The following is a 23,556-nucleotide window of genomic DNA, read 5'->3' as shown; positions in this document are numbered from 1 at the left end:
TCCAATCATCCCAAAAAGTTGCACCGCTGCAACACTTCTTTGCCCCTTTTCCGCTTTTCCGCCTCTCGGGGTCCCTCACCCCCCTTCCCAGCTGTTGCAGCCGTGCACATGTCGTTGTGGCAATGCATCAAAAAAAGCAGCGACCACAGCACCACGCCATTTCACATCCCCCCGAAATCATTGCAACACAGGGGCATAAGAGGGCCTGCGCCCGCGCCCGCCGGGGGCTGCCCACGCTCTCATCGGGCACGCCCCAAAGACAAAAAGATTTTTGTCTCCACAGCCCCTATGCTGTACAAGGGATACAGAACAACACACCCACTGTTCCCCAAAGGGAGAAAGCCGATAATGCCATCCTACCTCCGGTTGCATCAGAGAGGAGAACTGAAGAAAAGAGCGGCCCAGGCGCTGCGCGAACTTCAGGACTGCCAACTCTGCCCCAGACAATGCCGGGTCGACAGACTCATGGACAACACAGGGGTCTGCCGTACCGGGCGGTACGCCCGGGTAAGTGGCTACGAGCTGCACTTTGGCGAGGAGACCCCACTGGTCGGGCCCGGCGGATCGGGGACCATATTCTTCATGCAGTGCTCCCTGGCCTGCGAGTTCTGCCAAAACTGGAGGATTTCGCACGGCCATAAATGCAACTATCGAGGCACCGAGGTAAGCGCCGACACCCTGGCCGGAATAATGGTCAAGCTCCAACGCCGGGGCGCGGCCAACATCAACTTCGTCACCCCCACCCATGTTGTTCCGCAGATCATCGAAGCCCTGGTCATTGCGGCGGACAGCGGCCTGCGCATCCCCCTGGTCTACAACACGGGAAGCTACGACAGCCCGGAAACCATCGAGCTGCTCCGCGACATTGTGGACATCTACCTGCCGGACCTTAAATTTCACGACCCGGAAGCGGCCCGTGTCTACACCTTGGCCGAGAATTACCCCGATGTGGCGCGCAAGGCCGTGCGCGACATGCACTCCCAGGTGGGAGACCTGCAACTGGACGACCGGAACATGGCCCAAAGGGGACTTCTCGTCCGCCATCTGGTCATGCCCGGAGAAATTGCCGGAACCCGGCCCTGGATGCGTTTTCTGGCAGGCCTTTCAACCGATACCTACGTCAACATCATGGGGCAGTATCACCCCTGCGGGAACGCCATGAACCACCCGGCGCTGGCCCGCAACGTGACAAAGAAAGAGGTAACCCAGGCCCGGCAGGAAGCACTCCAGGCCGGACTGACCAGACTGGAGTGACCAGACTGCGTTGGCCAGACCAAGCTGACCAGACGAAACAAGGGAAACAGGCTCGAACGACGAGTGCGGGGATGACCGGACAGAACGAACTGAAGAATTGAACAAACCTTCGGCCGACAACAGCAGAGCGCCCCGGCACGGAGATAACGCACCGGGAGTGAGACCGGCGCCCTGCGCGCCCCCTTGTGCCCACCTGGGGCGTAAAGGCTATTTTTTCGGAGAAGTCATCACGTTCAGCGGGATTTCATCCAAAATAGCGCGGTAGTCGTCGGGGATATCAGGGTTTGTAATTATTGTTTCCGCTTCGGAAAGTTGCCCGAAGCAGGCTGGTTTGACCAGGGAAAATTTGCTGGAATCGGCGATCATATATCGTTGAACAGCACCACGCATAACAGACTGTTTTATATCCACTTCGTAAAAATGGGAGCAGGTCAGCCCACGTTCCGCATGGATGCCGCCGACCGAGATAAACGCTTTGCTGATAGCCACCTGCTCCAGCATGGTCAGGCCGGGGTCGCTTTTGAAAACCATGGTCCCGGAATAGTAGACCCCGCCCAGCAGGATAAGGTTCGCCTTGGGCAACCGGGACGCCAGATTGGCGATATTCAGGGCGTGGCAAACCACTGTGATGGACAGATCTTCCGGCAGGGCGGAGATGATATGCGGCGTGGTCGTGCCGCAGTCCACAAAGATGGTATCGCCCTGCTCCACCATGGAGGCGGCAATGCGTCCCACCCTTTCCTTGTTGCGCGTGTTGCGGTCCTCCTCGGTATTCATCTTGTACTCGGGCGTGCCCGGCAGGCTCTTGCCGGAAATGATGTACCCGCCAAGATAGGCCAGTTCCGCCTTGGAAGCCGCAATATCCCGACGAATGGTCATATCCGAGACCCCGAGCGTTTCCGCCGCGCTCTTCAGATGAATGGTACCCTGCCGCTCCAGCAGCGTCCTTATCGTATCCAGCCGTTTTTTTCTGCGTTCGAACATCACCACCTCAAACAATGTTAGGTTTCTAACATTTGCACATCTGGTCAACATTGACAAGCCCTCCCGGCCAAGAGGAAGGGAGAGCCTGCCGGACCGTGCGCTCCCATTAAATATTTTTCCCTATTATTCTAATTGGAAGCAGCCACAACAGGCTGTCCATCTCCTGCCCGGCTGCCAGGAAACCCACGGCGGATGCCATCTTTCACAGCCATGTAACAAAGTTCACAGAGAACCTACATTAAAGTCGGCCACTGGTTGACCTAGCCTAAATGTTACGATATTAACACTAAGAAGTTACTTTTACACCAAAAAAAGAGGGTGTCATGTCAGATCACGAATCAGCATCTCTGGCCTCATATATCGACCATACCTTGCTCAAGCCCGAAGCCAGCCGCGAGGCGGTTCTCAAGCTGTGCGCCGAAGCCCGCGAGTACAAATTCTGCTCCGTGTGCGTCAACTCGTCCTTTGCCCGCCTGGCTACCGAAGCCCTGGCCGGAAGCGGCGTCAAGACCTGCTGCGTCATCGGCTTTCCTCTCGGTGCCGCAAGCACCCGGGCCAAGGTCGCGGAAACCCAGTTCGCAGTGGAAGACGGCGCGGATGAAATCGATATGGTCATCCAGATCGGCGCGCTCAAGGACGGCAACGAGGAATACGTTGAAAACGACATCCGCGAGGTCAAAAAGGCCTGCGGCAAGGCCTTGCTCAAGGTCATCATCGAAACCGGCCTGCTCACGGACGAGGAAAAGGTTCTGGCCTGCCGCCTGAGCAAGAAAGCCGGGGCGGACTTTGTCAAGACCTCCACCGGATTCGGCCACGGCGGCGCAACCGTGGAAGACGTCCGGCTGATGCGCAAAACCGTGGGACAGGATATGCAGGTCAAGGCTTCCGGCGGCATCCGCTCGTACGAGGACGCCAAGGCCATGATCGACGCCGGTGCCGACCGCTTGGGCGCAAGCTCCGGCATCGCCATCGTCAAGGGCGAAACAAGCACGGCGTCCTACTAACACTTGCCCGTATCGGGAGCTTTTCCAAAGCCCCACAACCACGCGTAGTAAGAATGTCCGGCACTTCGCACCGTGCGAATGCGATATTTACAAAAACTTAGCCAAGTATGGGAGATTGGGATGAAAAAGTTCTGTTTGGCGCTGATCATGACTTTTCTGGTCTCGACAGTGGCTTTTGCCGGTTCCAACGGACCGGTGGACATTTCCAAGGTTCGCAAGGATCTGGATACCAAAAGCACAGGCAAGAAATACTCCATTGCCACGGTCGTCAAGGTTGACGGCATTGCCTGGTTCGACCGCATGCGCGACGGCGTGGAGCAGTTCGGCAAGGACACCGGCCAGGATACCTGGATGGTGGGCCCCAGCCAGACCGATGCCGCTGCCCAGGTACAGATCATCGAAAACCTGATTGCCCAGGGCGTGGACGCCATCTGCGTGGTTCCCTTTTCCGTGGAAGCCGTGGAACCGGTACTGAAAAAAGCGCGTGACCGCGGCATTCTGGTCATTGCCCACGAAGCTTCCAACATCCAGAACGTGGACTACGTTCTGGAAGCCTTCGACAACTTCGCATACGGCGCCAACCTGATGAAGGTGCTGGGCGAGTACATGGGCGGCACCGGCAAGTACGTCGGCACTGTGGGCAGCCTCACATCCAAGTCCCAGAACGAATGGATCGACGGCGCCATCGACTACCAAAAGAAGCATTTCCCCAAGATGGAGCTGGTGACCAGCCGTCTGGAAACCTATGACGACGCCAACACCGACTACAACAAGCTCAAAGAGGTTCTGGCAACCTACCCCGACCTCAAGGGTATTGTGGGTGGTCCCATGCCCACTTCGGCAGGTGCCGGTCGTCTGATTGCCGAACGCAACCTGAAGGGCAAGCTGTTCTTTGCCGGTACGGGCCTGGTTTCCGTGGCTGGCGAATACCTGAAAAACGGCGACATCCAGTACATCCAGTTCTGGGATCCCGCCGTGGCCGGATACGCCATGAACGAACTGGCCGTCATGGTCCTGAACGGCAAGAAGAACGAGGTAAAGGCCGGCCTGAACCTCGGACTGCCCGGTTACACAGACCTCATCACCCCGGTGAAGAACAAGCCGAACCTCCTGTACGGCGCCGGTTGGGTGGGCGTAACCAAGGAAAACATGGACAAGTACAACTTCTAGTTCTCAGGAACTTAGACGAGGGGCGCATCCGCGCCCCTCTCCGTTCAATGTTTACTATTTCGGGTGCAGCATGACAGAATTTCTGGGACTGAAGAACATCCACAAGTCGTTCAGCGGGGTGCATGCCCTGAACGACATGTCCCTTTCCATCCAGCCGGGTGAAATCCACTGCCTGGCGGGAGAGAACGGCTCCGGCAAGTCAACGCTTATCAAGGTCATCTCCGGAGTCTACACCCCGGATTCGGGCACCATCTCCATAGACGGAGAATCCTTCCACAAGCTCACGCCCATCCAGTCCCTGAGCAAGGGCATACAGGTCATCTACCAGGACTTTTCCCTGTTCGGGAACCTGACCGTGGCGGAAAACCTGGCCCTGAACGCCCAGCTGCACGACAAAAAGAAATTCGTGAACTGGCGCAAGACCTATGAAATAGCCGGTGAAGCGCTGGACAGGCTGCACATAGACCTGAACCTCCGCGATCTGGTGGACGACCTGCCGGTTTCCGGCAAACAGCTGGTGGCCATTGCCAAGGCCCTGATGTTCGACGCCAGGCTGATCATCATGGACGAGCCCACCACGGCCCTTACCGGCAAAGAGGTCAACAACCTCTTCGAGATCGTCCGCAACATCCAGAAACAGGGAATTTCCATACTTTTCGTCAGCCACAAGATGCGCGAGATGCTGGAAATCAGCGAACGGCTGACCATCATCCGCAACGGCTCCAAGGTGGACGAAGGTTCCACCTCGGACTTTACCGAAGCCGCCATCACCACGGCCATGACCGGCCAGGAAATCCAGGCCAGCCAGTACGTCTTTACCCCGTCCGAAGATGAAACGCCGCGCTTGCAAGTAAGCGGCCTGACCATTCCCGGTGAATGCGACGGCCTGGACCTGACCCTGCGCAAGGGCGAGATAGTCGGGGTTACCGGGCTGCTCGGTTCGGGCAGAACCCCCATGGCAAAGGCGCTGTTCGGCATGGCCGAGCATACCGGGGAAATCCGGGTGGACGGCCAGACCGTGGTTCTGGATTCCGTGCGCTCCGCCATCGACAACGGCATTGCCTATGTGCCGGAAGACCGCCTTTCCGAAGGCCTTTTCGCCACCCAGTCCATCAACCGCAACCTGCTTGCCGCCGCCTACGACCGCATTGCCGGGCTCTTCGGAGTGGTGGACCGCAACAAGGGTTCGCGGCTTACAGAAGACCTGATTCACAACCTCAAGATCGCCACCCCGTCCGGGAACAATCCGGTCAATTCCCTGTCCGGCGGCAACCAGCAGCGCGTCGTCCTGGGCAGATGGCTGCTTACCGATGCCAAGGTGCTCATCCTCAACGGCCCCACCGTGGGCGTGGATGTGGGCTCCAAGGCGGAAATCCATGCCATGGTCCGCACCCTGGCCGAGCAGAACGGCCTGAGCGTGCTGATGATTTCCGACGATGTCCCCGAGCTTATTCAGAACTGCAACCGTATCCTGATCATCCACCGGGGGCGGTTTGTGCGCGATATCGCAGCTCTGGAAGCGGACGAAGACAAGATCAACGAACTCCTGAAAAATTTGGACTGAAAAATGGTCATGCAGCATCATAAAGCGGAAATGGTCGTCGGCATCGTCCTGGTGGTCGCCATGGGCATCATCGGCCTCATCAACCCGGCCTTCTGGCAGTTCCAGAACATGTTCAGCCTGCTGCAGAGCAACGTGGTCATGGGCATCATGGCCCTGGGCGTGCTGCTCGTGCTCATCTCCGGCGGCATCGACGTATCGTTCCCGGCCTTTGCCGTGGCAGCCATGTACCTCACGGTCAAATACATGGTCGCCACCGGAAGCCAGGGAATCTTCATCCCCTTCCTGATGGCAACCGCCATGGGCATGTGCCTTGGCTTCATGAACGGCTTCTTCGTATACCGTTTCAAGATCATCCCGCTTATCGTCACCCTGGGCACGGCAAGCCTGGTGCGCGGCCTTTTGCTGGGCGGCGTGGGCACCAGCATGATCAACATCAACAAGATGCCCAAGGTGCTCATCAACTTCGCCACCACGGAGCTGTGGGGGTTCACCACGCCCGACGGCACCCACTACGGGCTCACGGCCATGATTCTGGTGTACATAGGACTGGCCCTGATGGTGCACCTCATCCTGCGCTACACCCTGATGGGACGCAGCGTATACGCCATGGGCGGCGACCAGGTTTCCGCACAGCGCATCGGGTTCAGCCTGCGCAAGACCACGTTTTTCGTATACGGGCTGGCAGGCGCCCTGGCCGGATTCGCCGGGCTGCTGCACAGCTCCATGATCTGGCTGGCCAACCCGCGCGACTTCGGGGGGCTGGAACTGGACGTCATCGCCGCCGTGGTGCTGGGCGGAGCCAGCATATTCGGAGGCAAGGGGTCGGTTCTGGGAACCATGCTCGGGGTCTTCACCCTGGTCATGGTCAAGAACAGCCTGATCATCATGCATGTGGACACCACCTGGCAGCGGGTCGTGGTCGGCATGATCATCCTGGCGGCGACGGCGGCAACGGCCTACAGAGACAGAAATAAAAGCATGTAAGGGTGTCCCATGAATATTCGCAGCTTCATAAACAGGGAAAACAACCTTTTCCAGCTCGTCATCATCACCATTCTGGTGTTTGCGACCATGAGCATCCTCAACCCGGACAAATTTCTCCGCTACTACAACTTCGAGTCCATCTGCTTCATGTTCCCGGAGCTGGGGCTGCTTTCCCTGGCAATGATGATCTCCATGCTCACCGGAGGCATTGATCTGTCCATCATCGGCGTGGCCAACCTTTCGGGCATTGTGGCGGGATCGTTCTTTGCCCACTTTACCCGCGGCCAGAATATTCCGCCGGAAGTGCTTCTGGTCTACGTGGCCGCCGGGCTGGCCCTGGCCCTGTGCGTGGGGCTGTGCGCCGGAGCGGCCAACGGATTTTTCATCACCAAGCTGGGCATAACGCCCATTCTGGCAACCATGGGCACGGCCCAGATATTCACCGGGCTGTGCCTGGTCATTTCCGGCGGCCCGGCCATTGTGGGCTTTCCTTCCTACTGGGCCTTCATCGGCAACGGCAAGGTTCTGGGAATCGCCTTTCCATTGGTCATTTTCATTCTTATCCTGCTGCTGGTGGCCTTTGTACTGAACAAGACGGTCTTTGGCATCAACCTCACGCTCATCGGCACCAACCCCAAGGCTGCCGTCTATGCGGGCCTTAAAAAGAGCAAGATGATCTTCCTGTCCTACATGATGACCGGGGTCATCGCCTCCATAGCGGGCATCATCCTTTCGGGCCGGGCCAATGCGGCCAAATCCGATTACGGTTCCTCCTACCTGCTTCAGGCCGTTCTCATCGCGGTGTTGGGCGGAACCAACCCGTCGGGCGGAAAGGGTTCCATTCTGGGCATCCTCATTGCAGTCATCGCCCTGATGTTTCTGTCCAGCGGCTTGCAGATCATGCGCTTCAGCAACCACCTCATAGACTTTGTCTGGGGCGCGTTCCTGCTGCTGATCATGGTCATCAATTATTTGAACAACAGAAAGAAACTCAATAATTGAGCGCAGTGGAGCACACCATGACACAACGATTTCATCTTCAAAGATCCTTTTTCGGCCCCCGTGAAGAAACCGTACTCACGGCCGAGGGCTTTCAGGCTTCCCTTTTCCGCTACGACAGCGGCATAGAGGCTGTCCGGCTGCAGAACAGCCGGGGCTACGTAACGGTTCTGCCCTATATGGGTCAGATGATATGGGATGCGGTGATGGACGGCGTGGACCTGACCATGACCAACATGTTTCCGCAGCCCCGCCCGGTAGCCACCGTGGTGGAAACCTACGGATGCTTCGCCTTTCACAGCGGGCTGCTGCGCAACGGCTGCCCCTCGCCCCAGGACACCCACCCCCTGCACGGGGAAATGCCCTGCGCCACCATGGACAGCGCGGAACTGGTCTGGGGGCACGACGAACAAGGGCCCTACCTGCGGCTAACCGGCTCCTGCGAATACGCCATGGGCTTCGGCAGCCACTACCTGGCCCGGCCCGCGTTGACGCTGCGCCAGAACAAGACCGTGTTCGACATTTCCATGGACATCGAGAACCTGTCCGGCGACGACATGGAACTGATGTACATGTGCCACATGAATTTCGCCTATGCCGAGGACGGCACCATCCACCAGCCCACCGGCTTCACCCCCGAAGATACGGTGGTGCGCACCTCCATTCCCGGCCACGTGGTGCCCAACGACGACTTCAAGGCCCTTATCGCCAGCCTGGCCGAAGATCCTTCGGTAATGGCCACGCTGCACGAAACCGCCCGTTACAACCCCGAGCAGGTGCTCTTCATCAAGAACCTGCACACGGACGCCGACGGCAAGACGCACCTGATGCTGCGCCGCACGGAAAAGGACGGCTTTTACACCTCCTATTCCACCAAGGACTTTCCCCATACCGTGCGCTGGGTGCTGTGCAACTCGGACCAGCAGGTGGCCGCATTCGCCCTGCCCGCAACCTGCGAGCCGGAAGGCTACCTGGCGGAAAAGGCCAAGGGCAACGTGCAGATCATCCCCGGCCACGGCAAACGGCATTTCAACGTCACGGCCGGATACCTGGATGCTGCAGAAGCGGAAAAGGCAGCGAATCTTATCGCAAAGCTGTAAAGCGGGAGGGAATATGAGCACAAAAATCGCCGTGGTCGGCAGCAACATGGTCGACCTCATCACCTACACGGACCGCATGCCCAACGAGGGCGAAACCCTGGAAGCTCCTTCCTTTGCCATGGGCTTTGGCGGCAAGGGCGCCAACCAGGCCGTGGCCGCGGCCAAACTGGGCGCGGACGTGATGATGGTAACCAAGGTGGGCGACGACATGTTCGGCCCCAACACCAAAAAGAACCTGGCGGACAACGGCATAGACACCAAATACGTGGAGACCGTGCCCGGCGTTCCCAGCGGTGTGGCCCCCATTTTCGTGGAGCCCAACGGCTCCAACAGCATCCTCATCGTCAAGGGCGCCAATGCACACCTGAAGCCCGCGGACATCGATCGCGTGGCCGACGACCTCAAGCAGTGCGCCATCATCGTCATGCAGCTGGAAATTTCCGTGGAGACCATCTACCATGTGCTGAACTTCGGCAAAACGCACGGTATCGACGTTCTGCTGAACCCGGCCCCGGCCCAGGCCGATCTGGACATGAGGGAAGTCTGCAAGGCCACCTTTCTGGTGCCCAATGAAAGCGAATTACAGATTCTTTCCGGCATGCCCGTAACCACCATAGAGGAAGCCGAAGCCGCGGCAAAATCCCTGGTGGACAAAGGCGTACAGCAGGTCATCGTCACCCTGGGTGAAAACGGCGTACTGCTTGTGGAAACCGGACGCGCGCTGCACATCGACTGCCCCAAGGTGGAAGCCAAGGACACGACCGGCGCGGGCGACGCCTTCATAGGCTGTTTTGTCAGCACCTACGTGCGCAGCCGCGACCTTGTCGCCTCCCTGGAAGACGCCGCCCGATACGCGTCCGATTCCATCACGCGCCTCGGCACGCAGTCTTCCTATGCCACTGCGGAACAGTTCGAGCAGTTCAAAGCAACGCTCGGCTGATTCTCTTTCCGCCCCCGATTCGGTCCCTGCGAGAGATCACAAGGGCCCGCTATTAAATACAAAAGTCCTCCCGTCCGCATGGCCGGGGGGACTTTTCTTGCACCGCTGTTATCCTTCACCATATCGGTTTCTGAAATCGATATTTGCCGCTGGTCTTTTAAAGAAGTCAAAAAAAATTCACTTTACTTTTTCCGAAACAATAGAAAGGTAACCTTTGGAGCATCCCCTTGGACACTCTGGAGCCTTTTCGGGCCCACCCCGTGGGTTCCTTTGCCTTTCCCTTGCCGGGACGGCGCTACCTGTCGCCGTAACCACACGGTTTTCTTATGTTACGGGAAATTTGCGGAATACACGATACTCTCCAGTTCGAGATCAAGCACATCCTTCCCCTGGAAGGGGGCGGACGCCGATGCCGCAGCAAGGTCGAGACCTACTTTTTCATCCCCAGCAGCCTTTGCATCAATCCCGACACCTTTACGCGCAAAAAATTCTTCAAGCGGCTGAAGAGCTACGTGCGCCTGTGCATTCCCCTGGTTCCACTCCATCGCTTTCTGGACGAGGACGCGCCGCTTTGCATGCTGGAAAAACTCCTGGCCGACCGCCACTTGCTTACGCCCAAAGAACGCAAGGAGCTGTTCGAGGACCGCGTCAAGATTCTCTGCCTGTCCTTTAACCGGGCGCTCGAAGCCTGGGCCGGAAAGGTGCACCATGGCCGCACAGACGCCCCGGAACAGGAGGTCGACGATTTCATAGCCCGAACGCGGGAAGTGTTGCAGCGCTACAGGGCCATGCAACGCCAGGCGGAAGAGGCCGGGCTTGGCGACATGCCCGCCTACGGCTACGGCGACGAATACCTCAGCACCATCACGGCCTATTATGGTTTCCGGGCGCTGGACAGCCTTGGGGCTATTGACCCGGCTCAAAACGCGACAAATAAAGAGGCTGTTGGCAAAGAGGCCCCAAACAAAGAGCCAGGTGACAAAAAACCAGGCGACAAAGAACCTGGCAACACGGGCGCGCGCAAACTGCTGGACTACATCCAGGCGGAAATCGACTACCGCAAGCATGTGCTGCATACCGTGGTTCCCCGGGCGGATGGCGACAACGAACTCTTTGTGCACCGCTGGAGCATGCTGAAAAAATACATGAGCAGCGCCCTGTTTCTGGACGTCCGCAAGCGGCGCGACACGGAATTCTGGCAACAGGCCGCGTACAGCGTGGCCGCCGCCGTGGCCATGGTCTTTGCCACGGGCATCGCCTTTATCTGGCAGGGGCGGTACGGCTCCCTGAGCATGCCGCTGTTCGGGGCGCTGGTCATTGCCTACATTTTCAAGGACCGGATGAAGGACTATCTCAAGGCCCGCATGGCCTCGGGGCTGCGGCGCTTCCTTTCCGACCGCAAGCGGACCATCTTCCGCAACTTCACCACGGCCATCGGCGTGTGCAAGGAGACCTTCTCGTTCATCAACGAAAGCGCCCTGCCCAAAGAGGTGGCCGCCCTGCGCGACAAGGTGCACATGGTGGACATTTCCGCGGCCTTTCGTTTGGAAACCATCATCTGCTACCGCAAGGACATGGAGCTGCGGAGCTCCGCCTTCAAGATCGTGCGCAACTGCTTCAGCGACGGGCTGCTCGATATCAGCCGCATAGGGGTGCACGACTTCCTCATGTACATGGACGAGCCCGAAGAGCAGCTTTATGCCCTCAAGGACGGGGGCGGATACATCAAGGCCAGCGGCAACAAGGTCTACCACATGAACATCATCCGCAGGCACATTCTGGACAAGGGCACGGTCTGCCACCGCTACCGCATTGTTCTGGACCGCAACGGCATCAAGCGCATCGAAAAACTCCGGTAGCGCGCCCGCCCACAACAAAACGCCCCGCACGGAGAAATCCATACGGGGCGTTTGTCGTTTGTACAGGTGGCTGTTTATCTGGCGAATTGGGGCGCGCGTTGGTCAAAGGCGCGGAAGCGCTGTTCCAGCTTCCACTGCAAATCCGCCTTCCGGCTCTTGGCAAGCAGCGCCTTGCATTGCACGGACGGCGTACCGCACTTGAGGCCGTCGGCGCAGCTGTTCACGGGCGTGAAGGTCGTGGCGTTCTGCCACAAACTCTGTCCGGGCAGAAAGGAATATTCCAGCACGTTGCGCGAGGCGCGGACAAGGTCGTCGAAACCAAAGCCCTGCTCCTGCACCGCCTTCTGGTACTCGTGCGGAAGATCGATGCGGGCCACTCCGGCGTCGTCCGTATTCAGCGTGATGGGGATGCCCGCCGCCATGTAGGTACGTACCGGATGGTCCTTCCCGGTAACGCCCAAAATCTGGTCGTTGCTGGACAGGCAGATTTCCACGGACACGCCCCGCTTTTTCATCTCCTTGAGCAGTCCGGGCATGTCCTTTTCAAAAGGCAAATCCACGCCATGGCCTATGCGCTTGCTGCCAGCCACTTCCACGGCCTCGCGGATGTGAAAACGCAACCCTTCAGGCTCCACCAGCCCCAGGCGCAGCTCACCCGCATGCAGGCTGACGTTGGTGGCAGGGAAATGCTTGCGCAGGGCCTGAATCATATGCATGTGCAGGCTGTAGTCGCGCATGGACACGGGGTTGTCCTCGGGCGCCACCAGATTGAAGCCCACCACTCTGGGGTCGGCCTGGCACAGGGCGAATGCATAGGCGAATTGGGCAAAAACATACTGGGGTGGCAGCGACCGGATGCACTGCTCCAGCCAGCGCACAGTGACGTTTGCACCGGGCGTACCGGCTACCAGCGCGGCAGCCTTGGCCTCCACTTCGCCGATGCGCTGGCGCGAGGCAGGGATGGTGTCGAAAACCCCGGTCTGCCTGAGACGCGCCAAAGTGGCGTCGGCATTGCCGTCCCAACCGGCTGTGGTGGCGGCCTTCCACAGCTCGGGCGGGAAATAGCATTTCATCAGCTCCAGATACACTGCATTGGTGCGTCCGGCCTCGCGCATAACCTCGGCCAGCATTTTTCCGGCATTGTTGTCCGTGACCAGGTCGAAGCGGTCGAAGGTGGCGAAAAAGTTGTCGTGGCCCCACATGGCCCGGCTGCTGTTAAAATTCCTGTTGGAAAAAGAGTCGATCATGCGGCTGTAGAGCGTGGCGTTGGCAAAGGCCTTGGCCGCCGGAAGAGTTGCACTGGCGCACGGAGCGTTGCTGAGCTGCAATGTCTCGGGTGCAACACATAGCTTCTGGTCCACTGCCCAGCGTAGATAATCCTCCGCATACACGGCCCCGCTGGTGTGCGAATGCAGCTCCCCGCCCTTGGGGAATTCCACCAGATAGGCCCGCAACCGTACGGGATCGTTACGCACGGCATCAAAAGCGGCGGATGCGGAAACAAACTCGCTTTGCCCCGTGTACTGCTGCCGTGCACCGTACGAACTGCACCCGCCAACCATCAGCAATACCACCAGCGATACGACCAGCAATAGTGCCGCCCTACTGAAATAACACCACGACGATTTCGACGTATTCATTGGATGCCCCCAGCATTCAGTTCACAAAGAAAATTTGCCAGCCCGAAACGCGGACTGAAACGTAGAGATACCCTTATCCCACTTCGACCGTCAAAGCATCAAAAAGCAGCGGATTGCTGAATCTCCGCTGCCACAGATGGACGAAAGATAGGGATTTTCGACTGGCTTGGAAAAAGAAGGTGGAAGGGAACAAACCGATGGCTTTGCTGACCTGGGGAAGAATATCTTTGCTTCGTTTTCGTTGCCTGAATTCCAAACCAATATCTCAGGCGGGGAAGAATGGTGCGAAAACAATTCTCCGCAGCAACGAAGCTGTGATTGACCGCTTGAATCTTGAATTCCGGTTCTTGTCTTCATCCCCTCCCCACCAGCCCAAAATCGCAGGATGGGCAGAATGCTGTGAGAGCAAGGCGCCAGAAAAATTGAAACGCGACGTGTACTCTTCCGTACACAAGCGGCTTCAATTTTTCGCAGCAACGAAGCTATCACACATTCTGCCCATCCTAAGAAAAAAAATTCCCTTCCTCTCCACCGATATATACCCACCCGGGGAGAGAAAGGGAATGCTTCATAGAGCTTGTGGGACTGCCGTCCTACAGGGATTCCGTGGAGATCAAAGCGGAAGAATCCCTTTGGGAAGCGGAACGGCAAGAAACTCACTGAAGCCGATGTAGAAAATACCAGCAATAAGGATGCCGAGACCGGCGTGGGTCAAAATGCGCTTGGGATTGGGCCTATGCTCGTGGTCGGCCAAAACCGCAAGTATGATGTAGCTGAGAACGCTGGAGACGAGAAACCCGAGGGTCTTCAGCAGCAGGCACCAGATAAGAAGCACGACAAAAAGGGCCAGCCCTCTCCATATCTGCTCACCGGGCGTTTTTTTGGCTTCCGGGGTCCCCTTGAAGAGGGACACCACAATATAACCGGCAGAGCAGAAGATAAGCACCAGGGAGAATGTCTTGGGGAAAATGGCCCCCATGTTCGAGAACTCACCGGCATAGTACCAGGCGCCTATGGCAAACAGGATAAGGAAGAAGGAAACAATAATGCTTCCAAAGTCTTTGTTAGCTTTCATTGGTGCGTCCTCCCTTGAACCAGGTAAACCGCGAAAAGAGTTTCTTGGAAACGATGGGATAGAACACAACCAGACAGATCAGGCCGATAATGACCTGGGCGATGGGACGACTGAAAAAGCCTCCCCACACATTGCCGCTGGCCGTACCGATCAGATAGCTCTGCACAAAACCCTGTTCGGCGATGGGGCCGAGGATGATGCCCAGAACAATGGGAGACGGCGGGAAGCCGAAACGGTTGAGAACCCATCCAGCGCCACCCAGACAAACCATGATGAGCGAGTCGCCGACGTTGTTGTTGATGGCAAAGGAACCGATAACGCACATGAAGGCGATAACGGGAACCAGAACGGATTTGGAGAACGAGGCAATGGACCGGTAGGCATATTTGCCGATGAGCAGGCCAATGGGGAACATCATCAGGGTTGCCAGCAGCAATCCGTAGATGAACGTGTAGACGATGCCGCCTTCATCGGTGAAGAGAGCGGGACCGGTCTTCACGCCCTGCACGAGCAAAGCGCCCATGATGACGGCGTCCGGAGGCGTACCGGGAATACCCAGCACCAACGTGGGAATAAAACCGCCGCCCACCGTGGCGTTGTTGGCAGCTTCCGTACAGAAGATGCCGGAAGGTTCACCCTTGCCGAAATTTTCGGCGCGGGGCGAAGTACGCTTGGCTTCGGAATAGGAAACAAGGCTGGCAATGGAACCGCCGGCACCGGGAAGAATACCTACCAGCGTACCAAGAACGGCACTGCGGATGAGGTTGAACTTATCCCTAAGCGCATAGCCCATGGCTTCTTGCAGACGGAAGCCTTTTCCTTTCTTGGGCACATCGAGGTGACGGGCACGGGTCATAACAAGATCGATGAGCACGGGAACACAGTACAGACCGATAAGGGCGGAGACGATATCGATGCCGCCCAGCAGCAATTCGGAATCGAAGGTGTAACGAACGTCACCGCCGATAACGGCAACGCCAACAGTGGAGCAGAGCATTCCGAACGCAGCTCCGGCCCAGCCCTTGAGCAGGCTTCCTTCGGACAGGGCGGAGATCAGGGTCAGTCCAAACAGGGCCAACCAGAAATATTCGACAGGTCCGAAACGCAAAGCGAATTCGGCCAGCAGCGGAGCAAAGAGAAGCAGAAAAAGAGCGCCCACAACACCGCCGACAACGGAAGCGATTGTGCCGCAGGTTACGGCGAGGTCGCCATCGCCGCGTTTTGCCATGGGGAACCCGTCAAAGGTCGTTGCAATGGCGGAAGGTGTGCCTGGCGTGTTCACCAGAATAGCGGCGAAACATCCGCCGTAGATGGCTCCGGTATAAATTGCCCCAAGCATGATCAGGGCTGAAGCCGGCGCCATGGCAAAGGTCAGCGGCACAAGGACTGCCACGGCCATAGTTGCTGAAAGACCGGGAAGCGCACCGATAACGGTACCCGTGACCACTCCGACCACACTCAGGAGCAGGTTAAGCGGTGTAAGCGCATCCAGGAGGAATTGAATACCTAACATATCTCACCCTTGTTAAGGTGCACGCTACGGACCCGGCCGCAGCGTGCACTTTCAGTCCTTTGTCAGTAAAGGAACTTTGGACCCCAACCTGCAACCGACAGCGGTGTGCAGGCCCCACCAGATTGTACAACCCTATGCACAATCTACAAGCACCCTTCGGACTACTTGATGAGTTTCAGTTCCTTTGCCACTTCGTAGTATTTGTCCTTCAGGCTATCCAGGAAGGCGGGAACCTTGTCGTAAGGTACGTCCACCATGGTGAAGCCGGCATTGACCATCTGCTTACGGAACTGCGGATCATGGTTGAGCTTGTCGAGCATGTCCGAAACTTCCTTGCGAGTGGCTTCGGTGGAAGCCTTGGGCAGAGCCAGTCCGCGGTAGGCACCGCCTACGAATTCGTAGCCCAGTTCCTTGAAGGTAGGAACATTGGGGAACAGGGGGTGGCGTTCTTCGCCGGCAACAGCCAGCAGACGCACTTTGTCGCCCTGGGCAACACCAACGGTGGTGTAGCCCCAATGAGCGGCAACCTGCTTGCCCAGCATGGCCATGGCAGCATCACCCGTGGTCTTGAAGGGGATATATGTCGTTTTGATTCCGGCAATTTTATCGAAGCGAGTCTTTGCAAAATGGTTGTTCGAGTACGAACCCGTTCCTGCGAACGTGATCATACCGGGATGCGCTTTGGCGTCCTGAACCAGGTCGTCCAGAGTCTTGTACTTGCTGTTTACGGGAACAACGATGGCGTCGGGAGTGTAATGGAAGAAATAAACGTTTGCGATGTCTTCGAGTTTGAATCCGCTCCCTTTCTGCAACGGTTTCAGTACGATGTGGGGAAGGTTGGTCCCCATGATGGTGTAACCGTCGGACGGATACTGCTGCAGGGAGCTCCAACCAACGGCTCCGCCTCCGCCCGGCTTGTACTGAATAACCATTTCATGTCCGAAGAGGCGACGGAAGTTCGCCTGCTGGATACGGGCGGAAATGTCCGATTCTCCGCCGGGTCCAAAGGGAACGATATAGGTGACGTCTTTGTCGGGGTAAGCGGCAGATCCGGTAGCGGCCACGCCGAGTACCAGCGCCATTGCCAGGAAGATGTTCCACATAATTTTCATGCCATGTTCTCCTATCCTGTAATGAATGCAACGGGTGGGGCCGTCCCACCCGTTGCATGTGTTCCGAGGCTGTCGCTGAGGAGCAGCTTAAGCGCTGCGGTACAGCTTCGTCATAACGAATTCGCGATGGCCGAGAGCTTCAGTGCTGGTAAAACGACCGTTGGCGGTGTCGACCATCAGATCGAGCAGAGCGTCGCCGGTTTCGTCAAGGTTCATCTCGCGACGCAGAACCGGGGAGACGTCGAGGTCGATGTGCTCGCTCATGGTACGTACGGTGCGGGGGTTGGCGCTGATTTTGATAACCGGAACAATGGGGTTACCGATGATGTTGCCCTGACCGGTGGGGAAGAAGTGAACAACAGCTCCGCCAGCGCCACACAGGGTGACCATTTCGGCGGCGGCAGAGGAGGAGTCCATGAACCACAGGCCTTTGCCCGTGGGGGCTTCGGCGGGCTGCAGGCATCCATCAACCAGGCACTTCTTGCCGATCTTCTGAATGTTGCCCAGAGCCTTTTCTTCGATCGTCGTCAGGCCGCCCAGGATGTTACCCTTGGTGGGCTGGGAATCGGAGAGGTCGTTGGTTTTGTTTTCGATGATGAAATCGTTGTAGTCGTTCCACATCTTCATGAAAGCTTCGCGAACTTCAGGTGTTCTGCAACGATCTGCGACGAGGTGTTCACCACCAGTGATTTCAGATGTTTCACCAAAAATCAAGGTGTTACCCATCGCGTACAGCTTGTCATAGGCGTTGCCAACGGTGGGGTTGGAAGCAATGCCGGACGTTGTATCGGACTCGCCGCATTTGCAGGAGACCAGCAGTTCGCTCACGTCGCATTCTTCGCGCTGCAGGGAAGTAGCCCACTGCACCAGTTCTTTGGCCTTGCGGGAAGCAGCACAAATGGTGTTGTGGTCGCCATTCTGTTCGATGGAGAAACCGAACACGGGCTTGCCGGTTTCGGCGATACCGTCGGTAACAACCTTGGTCCATTCGGGCTCGATACCAATAACGACTACAGCGGCAACGTTGGGGTTGCGGCCAGTGCCGATGAGGGTGCGGAAATGGAGTTCCAGGTCCTCGCCGAACTGCAGGCGGCCGTAGTGGTGAGGCAGAGCAAGGGTGCCCTTGATGTTGTTTTCCACGGCCTCACAGGCAGCGTTGGAAAGGTCGTCGAGGGGCAGGATTACAACATGGTTACGAATGCCGACACGGCCGTTTTCACGACGGTATCCCATAATTTTCGTGCTTTTCATCTCTACCACCTCTTCGTCTTTACATTATGGACATGCAGATGTTCACCCTGTTTGATGGGTTTAACAACGCGTCCGATGTCTGTTCCGTATTTAATAACGGTATCGCCTTCAGCCAGGGGCTTCAGAGCAATCTTGTGACCGATGGGGATGTCGTTGAGGACTTCAAACGTGACGGTTTCGTCTTCTTTCATGACCCAACCGTTAAGCTTCTGACCGGCTTTGACGCCTTCCACGACGACTACGCCTACCGCGTCGCCTGCTTCGTGCACCAGAAAATGGATTTCCATGTAATCCTCCTTAGTGAGTGGTTGAGTCTTTTGTATTATGTCTTATATAAGACGTCAAGGCTTAAAAAATTTTTTTCACAAACTTTTTTAGTTTTTTGAAATAATAGGGTTTTATTCGCCTGATGCCCTTCTAAAATACAAACACCATTTATATCTTGTATAAGATGTCATTTGTGATTATTACCCGGGGGATAATCAGTAAAAGCGTCCGAGTTTCCCTCCGGTGGATGCACCCTCCGCCGGGGACGGCATGTCCGGACACCGTGCTTATTGATTTGATATAGGGAATTGGGCTATTGCCGATTGCGAAACGTCGGCAAAGTATTACATTCCCGATACAGACGGTCCGTCCAAGACCGGCGCGAATCCGCACTCTATTGCAGGAAAATGGCTTCCAGGGCCTTCATACCGACCCAATGGCAGAAGACTATCCGATACCCAGGCAACAGTGCGACGATTCGGCTTGTTTCCCCACTACATACTTTAATGTATAGTAGAATGACTCTAGGAGAATTGAGTAAAGAAATGAGAGCCTTGAAATCCACCCCATTGTACCAGCAGGTGAAGGAGTCCATCCTTTCGAGGATAGCAGACGGCGAATGGGCGCCCGGGACTTTTCTTCCTTGCGAAACAGATTTGGCAAAAGAATATCAGGTGAGCCACGGCACCCTTCGCCGTGCCCTGGACGAGTTGACTCGTGAACACAGGCTGACTCGATACCAGGGAAAAGGCACTGCCGTATCTATTCTGGATTCCGACCAGGCATTGTTCAAGTTCTTTCAGATTCGGCGTGAAGACGGGGCCAGCACCCTGCCCACGTCCAAGAACATCCGCATTTGCTCCGGTTCCGGCGTTCACAAGGGAGCCACGCACGAAGAAGCCGACGCCCTGAACATCGAGCCGGGCGCAGCTGTTGTCCGTCTGCGCCGCGTCCGCCTTGTGGACCACCGTCCCCTTTTCAACGAGTACATCACCGTACCGCAGCAGCTTTTCCAGGGGCTCGAAAATGTTCCGCTGGAATCGATCCCCAACACACTTTACGACTTCTTTCAGCAAAAATTCAATGTGACCATTTCCAGTGCGCACGAACGCATCTCCGCCATGTCTGCCTCGGTGGAGGATGCCAAAAGGCTTTCCATAGAGCCGCACACCCCCATTCTGCGCATGGATAGGACATGTTTCGACATCAAGGGCACCCCGGTGGAACACCGCGTGACCCACATGCTGACCGACGGCTACCACTACTATATAGAGCTGCACGGGTAACGCGCCGGGGCGGATCATTCACCGCCCTGGAACAATACTTCGGCGCCGCCCCTTTCTTCGAGAACGTTTCCGAAACGCCCCTTCCCGTTGGAGTGCCTCATATACAGGCACACCATGCGGTGCAGGAGACTTTCCACCTCGTCCCCGGAGTATGTCCCGAAGCTCGCCCCCGGCAACTCCAGCCCAAGGCGGGGATGTCTGCCCAGGTGCCCGCCGACCAGTACCCGCCATCCCTCATGCTCGGGGAGCAGGGAGTGTGACGGGCAGGCTGCGATGCATCGGCCGCAGCGCTGGCACACTTCCCGGTCGATAACCGGGAGCTTGTTGTTCATCCGTATTGCCCCGTCCGGGCAGACCTGCCTGCACACCCCGCAGCCGATGCAGCTGTCGGGGTTCACGGTTGGTCGGACGGCCCGTATCAACCCCAGGTCGGCAATGTGCGGGCGCGAACACCCGTTGGGGCAGGCTGCAACCGCAATCCGAAAATGGGTATGTTTTTTCGGCCCTGCCGGAGAAGCGTCTTTTTGTGCATGCAGCAAAAATTCCGGCCAGCCCGCGTCTTCAACAACTTTTCCCAGCCGTTCCAGCCAATCCGCCTCCACCGGGAGCGCGCGGGGGCATCCCCTGTCCGTAGCCCCTCGGCAACCATTCACAATATATGTTGTCGGCCTGGCATCCATGCCTTTTTCCTCCTTGTACGTCTTGACCCAACATGCCTTTTCCAGGGCTTTCATGCTTTGACCCAGATCAAGATTTCTTCTGCCCGCCATACGTTGCAGGAGGTGCGAGTGAAGGATAGGCTGAATCCGCAGTGCAAGAACATCCTCGTACATCCTCACAGGAGGCCCCCATGCGAATCCTCAACTCTGCTGAAACTGCCGCCCGCCTGCCCTATCCAGAACTGGCCCAAACCATTGCCCAGGTTCTTCGCGACAACCGCAAGGGGCTGGTCACCTCGCCGGAACGCCAGCACATCGCGCTTGCCGGAGGCGGCACCCTGCTGGTCATGCCGGGAGGCGACCCGCAGGTAACCATGACCAAGCTGGTCACGGTGCACCCGGACAATCCGTCCCAGAACCTGCCGACTATTCAGGGGCAGGTGATCGTCATGGATACGGCCACGGGCACCAATCTGGGCATTCTGGAAGGCAGAACGCTCACGGCCCGGCGCACGGCAGCCCTCAGCCTGCTGGCCTGGCAGGTGCTGGCCCCGCAACAAACCGAGAATCCGTCCTTTCTGCTGGTCGGGGCCGGGGCACAGGCCGAAGGACACCTTGAGGCGCTTGCCTCGGTGGACAACCGGCCGAAACAAATTTTCATTGTGGCCCGCAGTCTGGAATCTTCGGGCCGCCTGGCCCAAAAAGCGACAACCATGGGGCTGAAGGCCCAGGCCGTGGGCACAACCGACCTACCCGGACTTCTGCCGGACATGGATATCGTGGTTACGACCACGACCAGCACCAGCCCGGTACTGCCCGACGATCCCGGCCTGCTCAATCCGCATTGCTTTCTTGCGGGCGTGGGCGCGTTCACCCCCTCCATGGCCGAGGTTGGGCCAGCCATGACCAAAGCTTGCAGGCTCTATGCCGATACAGTGGAGGGCGTGCGCAGCGAAGGCGGGGATTTCATCCAGGCAGGCGTGGACTGGCAGACGGTCACCTCCCTGGAAGATGCCCTGCACGGTGCGCGTCCGGCAGATACGCCCAACGGCGGCCCGGTCTTTTTCAAGTCCGTGGGCTGCGCATTGTTTGATCTGGCCGCGGCCAAGCTTGCTTTGGGTAATGGGACACACGCCAGGAAATAACAAGCGGCCCGATACCTCTCTTGATGAAACACTGAGTCGGTAGCCTTTCTTGGCCTTTGTCATACAAAAATTCCCCTCGCGGTGTAGCGTTTTGGAAAAGCGCACCGCGAGGGGGAGAGATATGTAAGAGAGGTCTTTACTAAGAGTAAAACTTACTGATCGGATTTAGTGATGAAAGGCTCTGCAAGAGTTAGACATCTTGCGACATTATCAACTATGTATTCTCCAAATAGTTCTTTATAGTATTGCACGGCAATACTCATGTTTTCATTATTTCCGCTTACTAATTTTCTATCGGAGCCTTGTTCAGCTTTTATAAAACCCTTTAAATCATTTAGTTTAACGGCAAAATCGAATTTATTTTCTTGAAAAAACTGTCTCAATTTATCATTTTTAGTATCAATACTTTCAACTAGATAGGTGTCGTAAACAGAATTTTCAACTTTATTTAAAACAACTATCATCATAATTTCTTGTAGTATTTCACATTTAAGATTCACAACTTGATTAGAATGATAAAAACTTTTTACTTCATTATTAGACCTGGCTTTTATTATAAATTGCATGGGAGTATCATCAGCTTCAGGGGTACAGTGATGCATATTTAAAACAAGTGTCATTTTAAGCATTACTTTTTCAATTATCCGGAGATGTAATTTAATGATATATTTTTCAAATAATTCACCATAATCAAAATTTTCATCTTGTGGAGTTAATGAAAATTCTTCAAAGCTGTACACATTTTTAGCCAAGTAATTTATATAGTTTCTCTTGCTTGGTTCCGGCAAAACATATTCAAGATCAATAAATCTCCGCAAATAATTGTCGGCATCCAAATCACGTCCATAAGCCGCTTTGACCGTATGTGAAAGCTGCGTTCTGTCCAACAACAATACAAAGATAAGGCCATCCACGTCGAAGATATGCTTGACCGATTCCAGCAGTTCGACGGCGTAGGTGGGTTTGCAGCGGTCCAGCTCATCGACAAAGATGATCAACGGCTTACCCTGCCCATACTTGGCTACAAACTCCTTCAATGCGATCTTGAACTCTTTGACAATATTTTTGGTTGTCTGCTGTTGGGCGAGCACTTCCCCGGAACAAAATTCGACCAGTTGCTCCATGCCGCCTGAAAGCTCTTTCAACACGTCCTCTCCCGCCTGGCACAGGCTCAACGCATCTATGGAAACGCCTAGGGCCAACCGCGTGCCCAAAGAAAGCAATTTCGGCATGGCCTTTTTGGCGCCGTTCCATACTTTTTTATAGCCAGCGCGTGGCTTGGATTTTCCTTTCTGTAATTGTCCCAGTTGGTCGGCCATTTCGGCTACCAAGGTCAGCATGGGGTTCTCGACATAGTCGTTCTCCCAAGCGTTGAAGAGGACGCTTGGCGTCCCCTCATGCGCCAGATAAGCCTGCCACATGCGGACGAAGGTTGTTTTGCCCGTTCCCCAGGGGGAGCCCAAGGTCATCACAAAAGGCCCCTTGGCGGCCTGCAGAACCTGGGTCAGACTCTGGAGATACTGCCCCCGGTCGAGAAGGTCCCTTTTGAAGGAAGGTTTTCCCGTCGCGTCGATTATGACGTCTTCCTTGGTGAACGTAGCTTCCTTGGCTCTTCCGAACATGCTTGCCCGCCTCCCGCATGGTTTTCTGCGACAATGCCATATCGTGTCACAAAAGATAAGGTTAATATCCCGATTCCGGGGGCCATACAAAGTTGAGGGCACCCCCCGTCCGCAGAATAAAAAAAAGC

The 23,556-nt window shown here is 56.5% G+C and carries 20 protein-coding genes; 11 read left to right on the top strand and 9 right to left on the bottom strand.

The window, feature by feature from the left end:
- Nucleotides 1-348: 348 nt before the first annotated feature.
- Entirely contained in the window at nucleotides 349-1,254 is a 906-nt protein-coding gene (locus ACI0FJ_RS14920) for a radical SAM protein (RefSeq protein WP_424304692.1), read from the top strand.
- A 207-nt stretch (nucleotides 1,255-1,461) separates the two neighbouring features.
- Here the strand turns inward: ACI0FJ_RS14920 and ACI0FJ_RS14915 are convergent, their stop codons facing one another.
- Nucleotides 1,462-2,238, bottom strand: a complete 777-nt coding sequence (locus tag ACI0FJ_RS14915) for a DeoR/GlpR family DNA-binding transcription regulator (protein WP_424304691.1) — start codon at nucleotides 2,236-2,238, stop codon at nucleotides 1,462-1,464.
- A gap of 323 nt (nucleotides 2,239-2,561) precedes the next feature.
- On the opposite strand from ACI0FJ_RS14915, the gene deoC reads away from it, so the two are divergent.
- The 8 genes from deoC (at nucleotide 2,562) to ACI0FJ_RS14875 (ending at nucleotide 11,858) form a co-directional block, all read left to right on the top strand.
- Entirely contained in the window at nucleotides 2,562-3,242 is a 681-nt protein-coding gene (deoC, locus tag ACI0FJ_RS14910) for a deoxyribose-phosphate aldolase (protein ID WP_424304690.1), read from the top strand.
- A 120-nt stretch (nucleotides 3,243-3,362) separates the two neighbouring features.
- Nucleotides 3,363-4,412 carry an autoinducer 2 ABC transporter substrate-binding protein gene (locus ACI0FJ_RS14905; RefSeq protein WP_424304689.1) on the top strand — a complete coding sequence of 350 codons (1,050 nt, stop codon included), beginning with the start codon at nucleotides 3,363-3,365 and terminating at the stop codon, nucleotides 4,410-4,412.
- A gap of 70 nt (nucleotides 4,413-4,482) precedes the next feature.
- Nucleotides 4,483-5,976, top strand: coding sequence for a sugar ABC transporter ATP-binding protein (locus ACI0FJ_RS14900; protein ID WP_424304688.1), 1,494 nt, complete (start codon nucleotides 4,483-4,485; stop codon nucleotides 5,974-5,976).
- A 9-nt stretch (nucleotides 5,977-5,985) separates the two neighbouring features.
- Nucleotides 5,986-6,960, top strand: coding sequence for an ABC transporter permease (locus ACI0FJ_RS14895; protein WP_424304687.1), 975 nt, complete (start codon nucleotides 5,986-5,988; stop codon nucleotides 6,958-6,960).
- A gap of 9 nt (nucleotides 6,961-6,969) precedes the next feature.
- Nucleotides 6,970-7,962 (top strand): ABC transporter permease, encoded by a 993-nt coding sequence (locus ACI0FJ_RS14890; protein WP_424304686.1) that lies wholly within the window; start codon nucleotides 6,970-6,972, stop codon nucleotides 7,960-7,962.
- Between the two features lie 17 nt (nucleotides 7,963-7,979).
- Nucleotides 7,980-9,059, top strand: a complete 1,080-nt coding sequence (locus tag ACI0FJ_RS14885) for an aldose 1-epimerase family protein (RefSeq protein WP_424304685.1) — start codon at nucleotides 7,980-7,982, stop codon at nucleotides 9,057-9,059.
- 13 nt (nucleotides 9,060-9,072) lie between these two features.
- Nucleotides 9,073-9,999 carry a ribokinase gene (gene rbsK, locus ACI0FJ_RS14880; RefSeq protein WP_424304684.1) on the top strand — a complete coding sequence of 309 codons (927 nt, stop codon included), beginning with the start codon at nucleotides 9,073-9,075 and terminating at the stop codon, nucleotides 9,997-9,999.
- A 326-nt stretch (nucleotides 10,000-10,325) separates the two neighbouring features.
- Entirely contained in the window at nucleotides 10,326-11,858 is a 1,533-nt protein-coding gene (locus tag ACI0FJ_RS14875) for a hypothetical protein (RefSeq protein WP_424304683.1), read from the top strand.
- Nucleotides 11,859-11,932: 74 nt separating this feature from the next.
- Here ACI0FJ_RS14875 and ACI0FJ_RS14870 read toward each other — a convergent pair whose 3' ends face one another.
- The 6 genes from ACI0FJ_RS14870 to ACI0FJ_RS14845 form a co-directional block, all read right to left on the bottom strand.
- Nucleotides 11,933-13,498 (bottom strand): adenosine deaminase family protein, encoded by a 1,566-nt coding sequence (locus tag ACI0FJ_RS14870; RefSeq protein WP_424304682.1) that lies wholly within the window; start codon nucleotides 13,496-13,498, stop codon nucleotides 11,933-11,935.
- 613 nt (nucleotides 13,499-14,111) lie between these two features.
- Nucleotides 14,112-14,573 (bottom strand): tripartite tricarboxylate transporter TctB family protein, encoded by a 462-nt coding sequence (locus ACI0FJ_RS14865; RefSeq protein WP_424304681.1) that lies wholly within the window; start codon nucleotides 14,571-14,573, stop codon nucleotides 14,112-14,114.
- Complete coding sequence (locus ACI0FJ_RS14860; protein WP_424304680.1) at nucleotides 14,563-16,086, bottom strand: tripartite tricarboxylate transporter permease; 1,524 nt, start codon at nucleotides 16,084-16,086, stop codon at nucleotides 14,563-14,565. Before ACI0FJ_RS14860 ends, ACI0FJ_RS14865 begins: the two co-directional genes overlap by 11 nt.
- Nucleotides 16,087-16,247: 161 nt before the next feature.
- Complete coding sequence (locus ACI0FJ_RS14855) at nucleotides 16,248-17,198, bottom strand: tripartite tricarboxylate transporter substrate binding protein (protein WP_424304679.1); 951 nt, start codon at nucleotides 17,196-17,198, stop codon at nucleotides 16,248-16,250.
- A gap of 87 nt (nucleotides 17,199-17,285) precedes the next feature.
- A complete protein-coding gene (locus ACI0FJ_RS14850; protein ID WP_424304678.1) occupies nucleotides 17,286-18,449 on the bottom strand; it encodes a UxaA family hydrolase in 1,164 nt (387 codons plus the stop codon).
- 2 nt (nucleotides 18,450-18,451) lie between these two features.
- Entirely contained in the window at nucleotides 18,452-18,736 is a 285-nt protein-coding gene (locus ACI0FJ_RS14845) for a UxaA family hydrolase (RefSeq protein WP_424304677.1), read from the bottom strand.
- 525 nt (nucleotides 18,737-19,261) lie between these two features.
- Here ACI0FJ_RS14845 and ACI0FJ_RS14840 point away from each other — a divergent pair.
- Complete coding sequence (locus tag ACI0FJ_RS14840) at nucleotides 19,262-20,002, top strand: GntR family transcriptional regulator (RefSeq protein WP_424304676.1); 741 nt, start codon at nucleotides 19,262-19,264, stop codon at nucleotides 20,000-20,002.
- Nucleotides 20,003-20,016: 14 nt separating this feature from the next.
- On the opposite strand, the gene ACI0FJ_RS14835 is transcribed toward ACI0FJ_RS14840, so the two are convergent.
- Nucleotides 20,017-20,736, bottom strand: a complete 720-nt coding sequence (locus tag ACI0FJ_RS14835; RefSeq protein WP_424304675.1) for a 4Fe-4S binding protein — start codon at nucleotides 20,734-20,736, stop codon at nucleotides 20,017-20,019.
- Between the two features lie 116 nt (nucleotides 20,737-20,852).
- Here ACI0FJ_RS14835 and ACI0FJ_RS14830 point away from each other — a divergent pair, with 116 nt between their 5' ends.
- Nucleotides 20,853-21,806, top strand: a complete 954-nt coding sequence (locus ACI0FJ_RS14830; RefSeq protein WP_424304674.1) for a delta(1)-pyrroline-2-carboxylate reductase family protein — start codon at nucleotides 20,853-20,855, stop codon at nucleotides 21,804-21,806.
- A gap of 152 nt (nucleotides 21,807-21,958) precedes the next feature.
- Here ACI0FJ_RS14830 and ACI0FJ_RS14825 read toward each other — a convergent pair whose 3' ends face one another.
- Nucleotides 21,959-23,428, bottom strand: a complete 1,470-nt coding sequence (locus ACI0FJ_RS14825; RefSeq protein ID WP_424304673.1) for a KAP family P-loop NTPase fold protein — start codon at nucleotides 23,426-23,428, stop codon at nucleotides 21,959-21,961.
- Nucleotides 23,429-23,556: the final 128 nt, after the last annotated feature.

The organism is Desulfovibrio sp. 7SRBS1 (assembly GCF_049723905.1).
Lineage (GTDB): Bacteria > Desulfobacterota > Desulfovibrionia > Desulfovibrionales > Desulfovibrionaceae.
This window is presented reverse-complemented; position numbering and strand designations above follow the sequence as displayed.

What these genes read in the sequence shown, in the direction of transcription:
- ACI0FJ_RS14920 (WP_424304692.1), top strand. Translation starts at nt 349, where the DNA reads ATGCCATCCTACCTCCGGTTGCATCAGAGAGGAGAACTGAAGAAAAGA.
- ACI0FJ_RS14915 (WP_424304691.1), bottom strand. Translation starts at nt 2,238, where the DNA reads ATGTTCGAACGCAGAAAAAAACGGCTGGATACGATAAGGACGCTGCTG.
- deoC (WP_424304690.1), top strand. Translation starts at nt 2,562, where the DNA reads ATGTCAGATCACGAATCAGCATCTCTGGCCTCATATATCGACCATACC.
- ACI0FJ_RS14905 (WP_424304689.1), top strand. Translation starts at nt 3,363, where the DNA reads ATGAAAAAGTTCTGTTTGGCGCTGATCATGACTTTTCTGGTCTCGACA.
- ACI0FJ_RS14900 (WP_424304688.1), top strand. Translation starts at nt 4,483, where the DNA reads ATGACAGAATTTCTGGGACTGAAGAACATCCACAAGTCGTTCAGCGGG.
- ACI0FJ_RS14895 (WP_424304687.1), top strand. Translation starts at nt 5,986, where the DNA reads ATGCAGCATCATAAAGCGGAAATGGTCGTCGGCATCGTCCTGGTGGTC.
- ACI0FJ_RS14890 (WP_424304686.1), top strand. Translation starts at nt 6,970, where the DNA reads ATGAATATTCGCAGCTTCATAAACAGGGAAAACAACCTTTTCCAGCTC.
- ACI0FJ_RS14885 (WP_424304685.1), top strand. Translation starts at nt 7,980, where the DNA reads ATGACACAACGATTTCATCTTCAAAGATCCTTTTTCGGCCCCCGTGAA.
- rbsK (WP_424304684.1), top strand. Translation starts at nt 9,073, where the DNA reads ATGAGCACAAAAATCGCCGTGGTCGGCAGCAACATGGTCGACCTCATC.
- ACI0FJ_RS14875 (WP_424304683.1), top strand. Translation starts at nt 10,326, where the DNA reads ATGTTACGGGAAATTTGCGGAATACACGATACTCTCCAGTTCGAGATC.
- ACI0FJ_RS14870 (WP_424304682.1), bottom strand. Translation starts at nt 13,498, where the DNA reads ATGAATACGTCGAAATCGTCGTGGTGTTATTTCAGTAGGGCGGCACTA.
- ACI0FJ_RS14865 (WP_424304681.1), bottom strand. Translation starts at nt 14,573, where the DNA reads ATGAAAGCTAACAAAGACTTTGGAAGCATTATTGTTTCCTTCTTCCTT.
- ACI0FJ_RS14860 (WP_424304680.1), bottom strand. Translation starts at nt 16,086, where the DNA reads ATGTTAGGTATTCAATTCCTCCTGGATGCGCTTACACCGCTTAACCTG.
- ACI0FJ_RS14855 (WP_424304679.1), bottom strand. Translation starts at nt 17,198, where the DNA reads ATGAAAATTATGTGGAACATCTTCCTGGCAATGGCGCTGGTACTCGGC.
- ACI0FJ_RS14850 (WP_424304678.1), bottom strand. Translation starts at nt 18,449, where the DNA reads ATGAAAAGCACGAAAATTATGGGATACCGTCGTGAAAACGGCCGTGTC.
- ACI0FJ_RS14845 (WP_424304677.1), bottom strand. Translation starts at nt 18,736, where the DNA reads ATGGAAATCCATTTTCTGGTGCACGAAGCAGGCGACGCGGTAGGCGTA.
- ACI0FJ_RS14840 (WP_424304676.1), top strand. Translation starts at nt 19,262, where the DNA reads ATGAGAGCCTTGAAATCCACCCCATTGTACCAGCAGGTGAAGGAGTCC.
- ACI0FJ_RS14835 (WP_424304675.1), bottom strand. Translation starts at nt 20,736, where the DNA reads ATGAAAGCCCTGGAAAAGGCATGTTGGGTCAAGACGTACAAGGAGGAA.
- ACI0FJ_RS14830 (WP_424304674.1), top strand. Translation starts at nt 20,853, where the DNA reads ATGCGAATCCTCAACTCTGCTGAAACTGCCGCCCGCCTGCCCTATCCA.
- ACI0FJ_RS14825 (WP_424304673.1), bottom strand. Translation starts at nt 23,428, where the DNA reads ATGTTCGGAAGAGCCAAGGAAGCTACGTTCACCAAGGAAGACGTCATA.